Raw genomic sequence first — 13,421 nt, 5'->3', positions numbered from 1 at the left:
CAGCAGCAGGGTCAGGGTCAGCACGCTCGTGAACACCGCGGCCGGGTGCAGCTGGGCCAACTGGGCCGGCAGCGCCCGCAGGTTGGCGAGGACGGCGTCGGCGGTGGAGGAGACCGAAGTGGTCTTCTTCGCCGTCGACTTCGCCGCGGCCGTCTTGACGGTCTTGGCCGCCTTCTTGGCCGTCGTCTTCTTGGCGGCCGTCTTCTTGGCCGCGGTCTTCTTGGCGGCCGTCTTCTTGGTGGCGGCCTTCTTCGCCGTCGCCTTCTTGGCCGCCTTGCGGACGGTCTTCTTGGCCGCGGCGACCGCCTCGGCCAGCTCCTCGGCGGGCTCGCCGGACGCCGGGGCATCCGACACCGGGGCCTCGGCCGCCGGGGTCTCGTCCGCCGCGGACGCCGGGACGACCACGACGGCCGTCTCCTCGGACGCGGTCGGCGCGGTGGCCCTGCGCACGGCACGGCGGCGCGGACGGGCCGGGGCGGCACTCTCCGCGGGCGCCTCCTCGACCGCGGCCGGAGCCTCCGGCCGCTCCACCGGGGCCTCCGCCGGGGCCGCGTCCGCGGACGCGGTCTCCGGGACCGTCACCACGGCCGTCTCGGCGCCCGCCGGGGAACCGGCCGGGGCCGACACCTTCCGGGTCGCCCGGCGGCGCGTACGGCCCTTGGGCGCGGCCTCCTCGGCGTGCTCGGCCTGCGGCGCCGGGACCACCTGGTCCTCGGCGGCCGTGGGCTCGGCCAGCGCCTCGGCGGCCGGCTCCGGTCGCACCGGACGCGCGGCGGCCTCCTCGGCCGTGACGTCCTGCGCGGTCGGCGCCGCGGCGGCCACAGCGGTCTCGGGCAGTGCCGGCTCCTCCCGCGGAGCCTCGGCCTTCGCCCGGCCCGCCTTCGCCCGCTCGGCCCTTTCGGCCCGCTCGGCCGCCTTCTCGGCCCTGTCCGCCTTCGGCGCGCCGGCCGGAGCCGACGCCCGGCGGCTCGCCCGGCGCCGCGTACGGCCACGGCCTGCCGCCGCCTCCGCCTCGGCGACGCTGCTGAACAGCTCCTCGTCCAGCGCGAAGTCGGGCGCGGGCAGGGCCACCGGCTCGGCCAGCTCGGCGGCCACCTCCACGGCGGTCTCCACCTCCGGCTCGACGGCCTCGCCGCTCTCGACGGCGACCGCGGCGGTCTCGTGCACGTGCACGTGCTCGTGCTCGTGCGCGTCGCCGCCGCGCCCGCGCTTCTTGCGCTTGCCGCCACCGCCTCCGCCGCCGGAGGCCGGCTGCTCCATGTGCACGATGACGCCACGGCCGTTGCAGTGGACGCAGGTCTCGGAGAAGGACTCCAGCAGGCCCTGGCCGACCCGCTTCCGGGTCATCTGCACCAGGCCCAGCGAGGTCACCTCCGCCACCTGGTGCTTCGTGCGGTCGCGGCCCAGGCACTCCAGCAGACGGCGCAGCACCAGGTCGCGGTTGGACTCCAGGACCATGTCGATGAAGTCGATCACGATGATGCCGCCGAGGTCGCGCAGCCGCAGCTGGCGCACGATCTCCTCGGCCGCCTCCAGGTTGTTCCTGGTGACCGTCTCCTCCAGGTTGCCGCCCTGGCCGGTGAACTTGCCGGTGTTGACGTCGACGACGATCATCGCCTCGGTCCGGTCGATCACGAGCGAACCGCCGCTGGGCAGCCAGACCTTGCGGTCCAGGGCCTTGGCGAGCTGCTCGTCGATCCGGTAGGTGGCGAAGACGTCCACCTCGCTGGTCCACCTCGACAGCCGGTCGGCCAGGTCCGGGGCGACGTGCGAGACGTACCCGTGGATGGTCGACCAGGCCTCGTCACCGCTGACGACGACCTTGGAGAAGTCCTCGTTGAAGATGTCGCGCACGACCCGGACGGTCATGTCCGGCTCGCCGTAGAGCAGCGTCGGGGCGTTGCCGGTCCTGGCCTTCTTCTTGATGTCCTCCCACTGCCCCTGCAGCCGCTCGACGTCCCGGCGCAGCTCGTCCTCGCTCGCGCCCTCGGCGGCGGTGCGCACGATGACGCCCGCGTCCTCGGGGACGATCTTCTTGAGGATGGTCTTCAGCCGGGCCCGCTCGGTGTCGGGCAGCTTGCGGCTGATGCCCGTCATCGAGCCCTCGGGGACGTACACGAGGTAGCGGCCCGGCAGGGAGACCTGGCTGGTCAGACGCGCGCCCTTGTGCCCGATGGGGTCCTTCGTGACCTGCACGAGGACGGACTGGCCGGACTTCAGGGCGGACTCGATGCGGCGCGGCCCGTTGGCCATGCCGAGCGCCTCGAAGTTGACCTCACCGGCGTAGAGCACGGCGTTGCGGCCCTTGCCGATGTCGATGAAGGCGGCCTCCATCGACGGCAGCACGTTCTGGACCTTGCCCAGGTAGACGTTGCCGACGTACGAGGTCGACTCCTCCTTGTTGACGTAGTGCTCGACGAGCACGCCGTCCTCCAGGACGCCGATCTGCGTACGGTCGCCGTGCTGACGGACGACCATCACGCGCTCGACGGCCTCACGGCGGGCCAGGAACTCGGCCTCCGTGATGATCGGGACGCGGCGGCGGCCCTGCTCGCGGCCTTCCCGGCGGCGCTGCTTCTTGGCCTCCAGACGGGTCGAGCCCTTGATGGACTGCACCTCGTCGGACGGCTCGGCGGCCTTGCGGGGCTCACGGACCTTGACGATCGTGCGCTCCGGGTCGCCCTCGGACGGCTCGGCCTCCGGACCGGCGTCACCCGCGCGGCGACGACGGCGGCGACGGCGCCGGCTGCTGGAGCTGGAACCGCCGGACTCGTCGCCGCGAGCCTCCTCGGCGTCCTCGTCCTCCTGCTCGGCGGTGTCCTCGGCGTCCTGCGCGGCCTGCTCGTCGGCCAGTTCGTCGGCGTCCGCGTCCAGGCCCTCGCCCTCGGCGGTCTCACCACGGCGACGGCGACGGCCGCCACGGCGGCGGCGACGGCGCGAACCGGACTCCTCGAAGCCGTCGGCGCCCTCGGCCTCGTCGGCGTCCTCGCCCTCGGCGAGGTCGTCGGCCTCGTCGGCCTCGTCGGTCTCGTCCGGCTTCCGGTCCTGGACGGCGGTCCGGGCGGCCGGCGCCTCCTCGGCCTGGGGCGCACCCCGGCGGCGACGGCGGCGGCGCGAGCCGGCGTCGGCGCGCTCCTCCGCGTACTCCTCGGCCTGCACCGGCTCCACGGACTCCGCGGGCTCCTCGGCGGCCTCGGCGGCCGCTTCGGCGGCGGCACGCTCCGGCGTCTGGAACCTGGGCTCCGTGAACACCGGCGCCTGGAACACGGCGACGGCGGGACGCCTGGGCCGGCGCGTGGCCTTGGCCGCGGGGACCTCGGCCGCGGGGGCCGCGGGCTGGGCCTCGGCGGGCTCGGGCTCGGCGGGCTGGGCCTTGGCGGACCGCGACGCGGCGGACTGCGCCGGCTCGGAGAAGCCCGAGGCGGCCCTCACGGCCCGGCGCCGGGTCCGGCGCGGAGCACCGGCCTCGGCGGCGGCCTGCGTCTCCTGGGCGCCGGACGCGGACCGGTCGGACACCTCGGCGGTCTCGGCGGCCGGAGCCTCCTCGCCCTGCGCGACGGCACCCTCGGTGGCCTTGGCACCCCTGGCGGCCCTGGTTCCCCTGGCCGGCCTGGCGCTCTTGGTGGTCTCAGTGGCCTCGCCGGCCTGGGGCTCGGTGGCGGACTCGTCGGCCTGGGACACGGTGGCCTCCTCCTGTGCGGGGGCACCGGCGGGCGTGGACACGCGGCGCGTGGCACGGCGGCGGGCAGGGCGCGGAGCGGCTTCCTCGGCGGCCGGAGCGGCCTCCTCGGCGCCTTCGGTGGTCTCGGCGGCGGCTGCCGCGACGGAAACGGCTTCGGTGGCCGGCGTCTCGGCGGCGGGCGCGGTGGCCGGCGTCCCGGCGGCTGGAGTCGCCTCGGCCGGCGTGGTCCCGGCGGCCTTCGGCGCGCCGGAGGGTGCGGACGCACGGCGGGTCGCGCGGCGGCGCGGACGCGCGGCCGGCGCGCTCTCCTCGACGGCCGCGCTCTCCTCGACGGCCGCGGGCGTCTCGACGACAGGCGTCTCGTCCCCGGCCTTCCCGGTCAGGGCGGTGGCGGGGAACACGGTCTCGGTGGTGGCGGGGACCACCGTCTCGGCCGACTCGGCGGGCCCGGCGGGCGCCGACGTACGGCGCGCGGCACGCCGGCGCGGACGCGCGGCGGGCGCGGTCTCGGCGGGGCCGGCGGACGCGGCGCCCTCGGCGCTCGCGTCGGAGGCGGTGGCGGCCTGCTCGGCACCCGATGCGTCGGTGGCCGATGCCTCGGCGGCGGTCGTCTCGGTGGCCGTCGTCTCGGTGGCCGTCGTCTCGGCGGCGGCGCCGGTCGGTGCGGTGACGCTGCGGGTGGCGCGGCGCCGGGTGCGACGCGGCGCGGCCTCCTCGCCGACGACGACCGCGCCGCCCTCGGCGACGGCGGCCTGCTCCGGCTCGCTCACCGCGGAAGCCGCGGGTACGACGGTCTCGGCGGGCACGGGGGCCTCGGCGGCCGGCGAACCCGTGGGCGCGGACGCCCGGCGGGCGCGACGGCGCGGCCGGGTGGCGGTGGCCTCCTCGGCGGCGGCCGCCGGGGGACCGGCCTGCGCGGCTACCTCGGTGGCCGCGGTCGCGGCGGCCTCTTCCTGCCCTTCGGGCTGTGCCGCCGCTTCGGGGTCGTCGGCCCCGAGGACCTCGATGACCTCGTCGGCGTCCGCGGCCGGTATGGCCGGCACGGTGACCTCGGTGGGCACCTCGGCCGCGACGGGCGGACCCGCGGGGCGAGAGGCGGCACGGCGACGCCTGCGCGAAGGCAGGGTGTCGCTGGGCGTATTCGGTTCGGAACCCTCGATGGGTTCGGTCGGCTCGAGCATGCGGGCGTTTCTCCCGTCAGGCTCCCGGGCGCCGTGCCTGGTCCGGCGTCGGTCCGAAAAGACCGTCCGCCGTTGACGTCCGCGGTACGCGCGATGCGCGATGGCCGCCGTCCGGGGCGCGGGCGCCACACGGGAGCACTCTGTGTCCTGTCTCGCCGGTTCCGTACGCCTTGTCGGTACGGCCTGGCGAAAGTCTTCTGGTCGGTGCGCCGCCCGACCCAGGTGGCTCCCGAGTACGAGGGCTGCGCTACGACGTCCGTCCCTACGCGGGACCTTCCGGCGTCGGCGCCGTCGCGGCGGCAACCGGTTGGGCCGTCAGGGCCTCGGCTGCCTCGCGGTCGGGCGCGAGCGGGTCGGTCACCGTGCCGGTCTCTTCATCGAAAAGCCCCTGCGCCAGCCTGGTCACCGCTGCGGGGACCGGCGGCGCCAGGTCGGCCACGGCGCGGAGACCGGACAGGACGTCGTCGGGTCGTACGGCAGGCGTCACGTGCCGAACAACCAGCCGCAGTATCGCACAGGGCCGGTCGCTCGGCCTATCAGCCGGCGAACCATGCGTTTCCAGGCTCACCACGGCCGGGCGGGCGTCGAAGGTGCGGACGCCGTTCTTGGTCGTCCGCTGCACCTCGACCGCGTCGGCCCCGGTGAAGGCCTCGACCGCGCGCTCGGCGTCGACCGGGTCGACACCGTCCAGCCGCAGCTCCCAGACGGAGGCCGTCAGCCGGTCGGCGAGGCCGGAGGTCCGTGCCTCGACCGCCTCGATGACGTCGAGCCCGGTGGGCATCGACTCGTCGAGGAGGACGCGCAGGGTCTCCGGGTCACGCGGCGCGGTCAACGCGATCTCCAGATATTCCGCCTCACTGCCCGTGCCGGTGGGTGCGGCATTGGCGTACGACACCTTCGGGTGTGGCGTGAACCCCGCCGAGTACGCCATGGGCACCTCGGCGCGGCGCAGCGCACGCTCGAAGGCGCGCTGGAAGTCTCGGTGGCTGGTGAACCTCAGGCGGCCGCGCTTGGTGTAGCGCAGTCGGATGCGCTGCACCGCGGGTGCGGGCGGCGGGCCTTCGGGCTGTCGCTTGCCCAGTGTCCTAGTCCTTCGTGAGAGCGGTCGTACTCCTACCAAGAGTACGTGTGTCACGGGCCACGGGTTCCCGCCGGTCCACGGCGGGAACCTGGACCGGCTGCCCGAACAGCGTCCGGCGGAACTCGGCACGGGCCTGCGTACGGTCTCGCGGGCCGCGGCCGGCGCCTCGCGGGCGGCCCGGCCCACCGCTCGCGCGCCCGCGGCGGCGGGCCGCGGCACCGCGTCGGCCCCGGACCGTTCCCGCCCCGCCGCCCTCCCGCCGTACGGCTCCGGACCGTCCACGCGCGGGGCCGCCCAGCCGGTACGGGGCCGGGGGGCTATCGGACGTCGTCTGTGGCCGGCAGGTCCTGCTCGGTCCAGATCGTCTTGCCGGTGGAGGTGTAGCGCGTGCCCCAGTGGTGGGTCATCTGGGCGATGATGAACAGGCCACGGCCACCCTCGTCGTCGTTGGCCGCGTGCCGCAGATTGGGCGTGGTGTGACCGGTGTCGGAGACTTCGCAGATCAGGGTCCGGTCCCGGATGAGGCGCACCTGGATCGGGCCGCCGACATAGCGGATGGCGTTGGTGACCAGTTCGCTGGCGATGAGTTCGGTGGTGAACGCCAGGTCGTCCAGCCCCCAGTCGCGCAGCTGTTTGCCGACGGCGCTGCGGACCGTGGCAACCTGCGCGGGGTCCGGGGGCAGTTCCCACTGGTTGAACCGGTTCGGGTCGAGCGAGCGGGTGCGCACCACGAGCAGCGTCGCGTCCTCGTCCACCGCCCCGGGCAGCAGGCTGTACACCGCGCGGTCGCACACGTCCTTCAGCGGGGCCCGCTCGGCCAGGATGCGGGACAGCTGCGCGAGCCCGGCGTGCCGGTCCTCGGCCGCCTGCAGGAGGCCGTCCGTGCACAGGGCGACGAGACTGCCCGGGGAAAGCTGGAACTCCGCGCTCCGGTAGGGCGGGCCCCCCATGCCGAGCGGCGGCCCCGGGGGCAGCTCGGGCGGGTGGACGAGGCCCTCGCGCGGTCCGACGACCGCCAGCACCGACTCCCCGGCCCGCGCCATGCTGCAGCTCCCCGAGACGGGGTCGTACACCGCGTACAGGCAGGACACGCCCAGGGCCTCGTCGGCGTGCTGCCTGTGGTGGCCCGGGCCGTGGCCGGCTCCGCGCTCGTACGCGGTCTGCTCGACCAGGTCGTCCAGGCGGGACAGCAGCTCGTCCGGGCTCAGGTCCAGCCGGGCCAGCACGCGCACCCCCGTGCGCAGGCGGCCCATGGTGACCGCGGCACGCAGGCCGTGCCCGAGCACGTCCCCGACGACCAGGCCGACCCGGGTGCCCGACAGCGGAATGACGTCGTACCAGTCGCCGCCCACCCCCGAGCCGTTGTCGGCGGGCTGGTAGCAGCTCGCCGAGTCCAGGGCGGTGTGCGCCGGCAGGCGGCGCGGAAGCAGGCTCCGCTGGAGTTTCAGGGCCACCGTGTGGCCCCGCGTGACCAGCGGCATCAGCACGACACCGAGCAGCAGGGCGCCCACGCCGACGACGGTGACGCCGCCGGTCGGTCCGATCAGCGGCAGGTCGACGGTGCTGGCGCCGTAGCCGGGGTTCGCGTAGACGACGAAGGTGGCGTAGAGGAAGAGCACCAGCATCATCAGTCCGCCCAGCCCCGGCAGCACCCCCTTGAAGAGGAGGTCCCTGCCGCTGCGGGTGAGGACCTTGCGGTGGTACCAGACGCAGGCGAAGCCGGTCAGCCCGTAGTGGAACGCGATGGCGAGGCCGACGGAACCGACGGAGTCGGCCAGCACGTTCCGGCTGAACGAGGTCAGCAGCACCAGCAGGGCGATCGAGGCCACCCCCATACCGACGGTCCCCCAGGTCGGGGTGAGGAACCTGCGATGGACCCGGGCGAACCGGGCCGGTACGGCCTTGTGGACCGCCATGGAGAAGACGGTCCTGGCCAGGGGCAGGATGGTGGTCTGGGCGGAGGCCAGCGCCGAGGTCAGCACCATCAGGATGAGCAGTCTCGACAGGGCCAGCCCCACGTCCCGGCTCCCGAACACGGCCTCGCCCAGTCCCGAGAACACGTCGCCGGAGTTCCTGGGATTGCCCAGCCCGATGCCCGAGGTGCCGACCCCCGCGAAGGCCTGTGCCGACGTGGACACCAGCCCGTACAGGACCAGCATCAGCACGGTGGACATGACCGCGGCGCGCCCGGGGACGTGCGCGCTGTCGACCGTCTCCTCGTTGACCGAGAAGGCGGTGTCCCAGCCCCAGTAGATGAAGACCGCCGCGAGGAGCCCCGCCGTCAGGGCCTTGGGCGAGGGCACCTCGAAGGGGTTGAACCAGGAGGCGGAGACGTGGATCGCCGTCGGCGGGGGATCGGTGTAGACCCGGACGAGGGCGGCGACGGCGAACAGGATCAGCGTCAGCAGCTCCAGGCACAGCAGCCAGCGCTGCACGGCCGCCGAGACCTCGATGCCGACGTAACAGACCACGGTCAGCAGGGCGATCCAGACGATGCCCGCAAGGGTGACCCACAGCCGGCTCTCCTCCAGGCTGTTCAGGCCCACCAGGCGGAAGCCGTAGATCGCGGCGATCTCGGCGAGGTTCACCATGACGATGATGTTGGCGACGATCACGGCCCAGCCGCCCATCCAGCCCGTGCGCGGCCCGAAGGCGCGGGTGGCCCAGGCGAACGTCGTCCCGCAGTCGGCGTTGCTCGCGTTGAGTTCCCGGTAGGCGTACGCGACCAGCAGCATCGGGATGAAGGCCAGCATGGTGACGATCGGGGCCTGCAGTCCGACCCCCGCCACGATGAGGCCCAACGTGGCGGCGAGGCTGTACGCCGGGCCGGCGGAGGCCAGGCCCATGGCGACCGAGGAGAGCATGCCCAGGGCGTCGCTCCTGAGCCCCTTCCGGCCGGCCCCTGTCCCCGGAGCGGGGCGGCCGGCGGGGACGGCCCCACCAAAGTGCCTCACACTTGATTGCAACGCGGGGCCGCTCCCCTCCGCAACAGCGGGGCGGGCAACGGGGCCGCTCGGCAGCGGCCGTTCGTGTGACGCGCGCACCGACCGGCCGGGCGAGCCGCATGGGCTGGCAGGAGCGTGGCAGGGGCGTGCCCGCGTGCGGGACGGCGAGCACGGCCATGCCGGCGGCGGCCGCCGAGCAACGCCGCTCGGGAGTCCGCACGGCCACGCGGTCCGCGGGCGGACGCCGGCCCCCGCGGCAGTGCGCGGGCAGGCGTCGGGAGCGGGTCTGCCGCAGGTCACGTCACCGCCCGCGGCAAGCACACCCAGGGCGTGTGACCAGCCGCCCGGGCCGTCCGGACACAGGCCGAGGGCCGGCCGTCCAGGTCGTCCGGAACAAGCCGAGGTCCAACCGTCCAGGTCGTCCGGAACAAGCCGAGGTCCAACCGTCCAGGTCGTCCCGACACAAGCCGAGGGCGGGCCGTCCAGGTCGTCCGGAACAAGCCGAGGTCCAACCATCCAGGCCGTCCGGAACAAGCCGAGGTCCAACCATCCAGGTCGTCCCGACACAAGCCGAGGGCCTGCCGTCCAGGCCGTCCGGACACAAACCGAGGTCTAACCGTCCAGGCCGCCCGGACACAAACCGAGGCCCAACCCCCAGGCCGCCCAGACACAAACCGAGCTCTAACCGTCCAGGCCGTCCGGACACAAACCGAGGTCCAGCCGTCCGGTCACGGAACCACTCTCCCGGTCACGGAACCACTCTCGACGAGCACCTCGGCGTCGAGCAGGTCGTGCAGTGGCCGCACTCCCGGCTTCCGGCGGCCCGGCACACGTACTCGGAAGCCGTTGTCGCCGTCCGAGAGACGGATCGGATCCACTACGCCCCCATGCCCCTCCCCCGGCAACGCCCACGGCCCTCCTGTCGGCTGATCCCGGTCACTGCCACCGAGTCGTCCGCGAGTCGTTCCGCCAGGAGTTCCCGGTGCGTCCGGGTCTGCGGCCGGCGACTCGACGTGCCGGCCGCGACGGTTCCGCAGTGGAAGCCCAAGGATTCCGCTCCAGACGCCCGCAGCACCCGCACTCTCGCGTCCGCACCTACCGGCAACACGGTGCCGGGGACGCCCGCCGGCGGAAACGACTTCCCACTCCGGGCCGTCACTCGAATGACCGGCGAATTCCACGCGCGGTTTCGCCATTACCCCAGGTGAGGGCCCTTTCGAACGCATGGGCGCGGCTGATGCGGCGTCAGGCGGGTAAGCGCCTTTCCACGACGGCCGCGAGGAAGGGGTAAGCCATGTCAGTGGAACCCGTACCTGCTGAAGCCATTTCGGCGGCGGAATGTGTCGCCGAATCGATGATCCGGTTGTGGCAGCGGGCCCATGAAGACGTAGCGCCGACCGTTTCGGAGGAGCAGATGCGCGGTCTGCTCGCCCTGGAGAGGGAGCAGTCCGACCCGGAGGGAGTCGCGAGGCGCCTTTGCGTCAGTGCCTTGTCGGTGATGCGGCTGTTCGACCGATTGGAGGAGCGCACGCTGGTGCGCCGTCTGCCGTCCGGGGAGTTCTGCCTCACCGGTGCCGGAAAGTGTGTGCTCGAAGCGACGCGTCAGCGTCGCCGTCAGCTCTTGGAACAGGTTGCGATGACGGCCGCGCCGGTTGACCGCCCAGTGCTGCACGATGCGTTCGAGCAACTGTACGGACTGGTGAGCCCGTTGGCCCGGGTCCCGCACAGTCGCTCACCCCGCTGACCCGCGGCCGGCCGCTGAGGCCACGGCCGGCGTGGCGGGAGTGGGCCGTCGCCCCGGCCGGCATCAGGAAACGGACCCTGACGAGCCGCTCAGTCACGTATGTGGGTCCGGAGTTCGACTGAAAGGAAGTGGTGGACGTGGACGAGAGGATCCGCAGGTCCTTCATCCTTGCCGTGTTGGCGGGACTGCCGACCGGTGCCGGTTTGGGCGCCACCTCGGGGGGCGGGTTCGGCGCGCTGGTGGGCGCGGGACTCGGGTCTGCCGTGGCAGCCGGCAGCATCCTGTACTGGGCGGAGCATGGCGGTGTGCGCCGTCGCCGGTGGACGGGTGAAGGGCGATCAGGTCGTTGGGCCGACCGGCACCGCACCGCGCTCCCTCAAGCACCAGGCCACAGCGGGCACACCTCGACCGGCAGGCCGCACCCTCGCCCGCGAGTGCCGAGCACGGGGCACAGGTGACGTGAGCAGCACGTGCGACACCGCCGCCCCTACGCGGACCGGTGCGCGCCGCATGTTCACCACCAGTGCGCCTGTGCGCCCCCACCTGATGCCGTGAAACAACGAACGACGCCTCCACTTCTCCGCCACAAGTGATTAGGTGTTCAGCGTGTTTCTCCGGGGGAAGAGACCTGTGGCTGCTCCGGATAGGGGCGGAGCGCCACCCGTGACTCACGCGCGTCCACCGGCAGGAGGGGGCCGGTGACACTGCCGCGTGCCGGCAAGTGGCCGAGTCACGAAGCCACTTCATCACCAGCTGCGATTCAGGCGCAGTTGTGTCTTCGGCCCGGCGGCACCGTCGTACGCCGCCGTGCCCATCTTCATCGGGGGTGACCCATCCATGCATGGATACGGACAGCTCGCTGCCACGGGCACGAGCCTGACCATCGGCAGCATCGTGCTCGACCAGACGTGGCTCATCGCCGCCGCACTGGGACTGGTAGTGCTGGGAGCACTGTTCATTCGGCTGGGGTTCCGCCGCGGAAAGGGACCGGAGGTGATCTGACGATGCAGCAGATACCTTCGGCCGTCTACGCGTCCCGGAAGCGCCTCGTAGTCGTGGCCACCCTGCCCCTGCTGGGGTTCGTGGGCTGGGGCATCTACCACACCTTCGCGGTGCTGGCCGCATTCCACGGCCACGGCAACCACCTCGCCCTGGCCTGGGCCGTCAGCTTCCTGCTTCTCTGGTGGGTTCCGCTGGCCTGGAAGGAGAAGCCCTTCACCGCGACTCCGCGTCAGCAGAAGCAGCTCGAAAGCCTCACCGTGACCGTCCAGGTACCGGTCTACAACGAGGACGAGGCCGCCCTGAGGCTCTGCCTGCAGAGCGTCTTCGACCAGTCCCGTCGTCCCGACCGGATCCATGTGGTGGACGACGGCTCGATCGACAGGAGAACCGGGCGACCCATCACCTACGACTCAGTCCGCGACTGGTTCACTGACCGTGCCCAGGCGCATGGCATCGAATCCACGTGGACCCGCACTGTGAACCGAGGCAAGCGCCACGCGCAGATGGAAGTCCTCGCCACTGATCCGGCCGACGTCTTCATCACTCTCGACAGCGACTCGGTCCTCGACCGTCAGGCCATTCATGAGGGACTCAAGCCTTTCGCCGACCCGAAGGTGAAGTCCGTGGCCGGCATGGTCGTCGTGCTCAACAGCAGGGACAACCTGCTCACCTTCATGACGAGCATGCTGTACCTGCCCTTCACCCGTGGGTTCCGCTCAGCGCAGTCGGTTCTCAAGCGCGTCATGGTCAACTCCGGCACGCTCGCGTTCTACCGCGGCGAGGTCATCCGCAAATACGCCGACGCCTACCCGAACGAGACGTTCCGGGGCCGGCCGATGCAGATGAACGACGACTCACTGATGACGCTGTACGGCCTCCTCGACGGAGACACCGTCCACCAGCCCAGCTCCATCTGCTTCACCCTCGTACCCGTCACCGTGCGCCACTACCTCAACCAGCAGTTCCGCTGGATGCGCGGCACCTTCGTCCGCACCTTCTGGTGGTTCCGCTACCTGCCCCACCAGCGTCGCCTGGTGGATGCCCGTCATGGAGGTCGCGCAGCTCATCCTCTCCGTCGCCATCCCCGTGGCTCTGCTGACCGACCCGGCACAACGCCACAACCTGACGGCGCTCCTGATCTCGACCGCCGTCGTCGGGCTCGGCGTGAACTGGATCATCGCCCTCAGGTTCTTCTGCATCGACCGCTCGGACGAATCCGCCTGGTTCCGAGCCGCCCTGTTCTTCAGCGCACCCTTCACCGGCATCTGGCGGCTGCTCATCCTGCGCCCGATGTACTTCTACGCGATGTTCACCTGCTGGAAGATCGGCAAGTGGGGGACTCGCGACACCGTGGAAGTCGGCGTGGCGTAGGCCTGCGAGCAACGCCCCAGAGGCATTCGCCCACCGTTTTCCGTCAGCGCCCGACTGCAACGAGTCGCCACCCCTGCCAGTGGGTGGCGACTCGTCCGTTGCCTGATCGGGCGAAAAGACGCCGCCACGTCGACTCATTGCCCTACCCGCAGCGCTTCCCAAGAGCCGAGGCCGGCCACGGGTGTCCGCATGGGGCGTACGCGGAGGTACTCAGCCCCACTCCCCCTCCGAGTGAGCGTCCCAGGCACCTACAGGCCCCGGCAGGGGCGTTCGTGATGCCGCCTGCTTTACCCGGCCGGAAGTGCCGACAGCAGCCGCCTCTCGTCCTTGCTCGCCCCGCAGCGATCCCGACGCACACCGGATCGCGGCCATCCACCTGCGTTCATGACGTCCGGGCGCTCATCGCGAGCCGAGG

At 72.6% G+C, this 13,421-nt stretch carries 8 protein-coding genes and 2 pseudogenes; 4 read left to right on the top strand and 6 right to left on the bottom strand.

Translation table 11 applies throughout. The features are described 5' to 3' along the window. The 5 genes and pseudogenes from ABVB68_RS29660 to ABVB68_RS29640 all read right to left on the bottom strand — a co-directional run. Positions 1 to 4,863, bottom strand: a 4,863-nt coding sequence (locus ABVB68_RS29660; RefSeq protein ID WP_353604250.1) for an Rne/Rng family ribonuclease, incomplete at its 3' end; no start/stop codon positions are given. Between the two features lie 262 nt (positions 4,864 to 5,125). Next, on the bottom strand, positions 5,126 to 5,902 hold the full coding sequence (locus tag ABVB68_RS29655) for a TIGR03936 family radical SAM-associated protein (protein WP_353604249.1): 777 nt from the start codon (positions 5,900 to 5,902) through the stop codon (positions 5,126 to 5,128). Between the two features lie 46 nt (positions 5,903 to 5,948). After that, positions 5,949 to 6,169, bottom strand: a pseudogene (locus ABVB68_RS29650) (hypothetical protein); the annotation flags it as partial. Positions 6,170 to 6,261: 92 nt separating this feature from the next. Beyond that, entirely contained in the window at positions 6,262 to 8,808 is a 2,547-nt protein-coding gene (locus ABVB68_RS29645) for an amino acid permease (RefSeq protein ID WP_353604248.1), read from the bottom strand. 809 nt (positions 8,809 to 9,617) lie between these two features. Next, on the bottom strand, positions 9,618 to 10,085 hold the full coding sequence (locus ABVB68_RS29640) for a DUF5959 family protein (RefSeq protein WP_353604247.1): 468 nt from the start codon (positions 10,083 to 10,085) through the stop codon (positions 9,618 to 9,620). A gap of 98 nt (positions 10,086 to 10,183) precedes the next feature. Between ABVB68_RS29640 and ABVB68_RS29635 the strand changes: the two genes are divergently transcribed. The 3 genes and pseudogenes from ABVB68_RS29635 to ABVB68_RS29625 form a co-directional block, all read left to right on the top strand. After that, positions 10,184 to 10,633 (top strand): hypothetical protein, encoded by a 450-nt coding sequence (locus ABVB68_RS29635; RefSeq protein WP_353604246.1) that lies wholly within the window; start codon positions 10,184 to 10,186, stop codon positions 10,631 to 10,633. A gap of 807 nt (positions 10,634 to 11,440) precedes the next feature. Beyond that, the gene (locus ABVB68_RS29630) at positions 11,441 to 11,635 is read left to right on the top strand and encodes a hypothetical protein (protein ID WP_353604245.1); all 195 of its coding nucleotides are present in this window, start codon (positions 11,441 to 11,443) and stop codon (positions 11,633 to 11,635) included. Between the two features lie 2 nt (positions 11,636 to 11,637). Beyond that, positions 11,638 to 12,582, top strand: a pseudogene (locus ABVB68_RS29625) (glycosyltransferase family 2 protein); the annotation flags it as partial. On the opposite strand, the gene ABVB68_RS37020 reads toward ABVB68_RS29625, so the two are convergent. Then, the gene (locus ABVB68_RS37020) at positions 12,490 to 12,684 is read right to left on the bottom strand and encodes a hypothetical protein (protein WP_503006342.1); all 195 of its coding nucleotides are present in this window, start codon (positions 12,682 to 12,684) and stop codon (positions 12,490 to 12,492) included. The pseudogene ABVB68_RS29625 and the gene ABVB68_RS37020 overlap by 93 nt on opposite strands. On the opposite strand from ABVB68_RS37020, the gene ABVB68_RS29620 reads away from it, so the two are divergent. Beyond that, positions 12,683 to 13,006: a hypothetical protein gene (locus tag ABVB68_RS29620; protein ID WP_353604244.1), complete on the top strand. Its 324-nt coding sequence runs from the start codon at positions 12,683 to 12,685 to the stop codon at positions 13,004 to 13,006. The genes ABVB68_RS37020 and ABVB68_RS29620 overlap by 2 nt on opposite strands. Positions 13,007 to 13,421: the final 415 nt, after the last annotated feature.

The sequence above is a fragment of the Streptomyces sp. NPDC096012 genome (assembly GCF_040426375.1).
Taxonomy (GTDB): Bacteria; Actinomycetota; Actinomycetes; order Streptomycetales; family Streptomycetaceae; genus Streptomyces.
The sequence above is the reverse complement of the archived record's forward strand: the minus strand, read 5'-3'. Positions and strand labels throughout refer to the sequence as shown.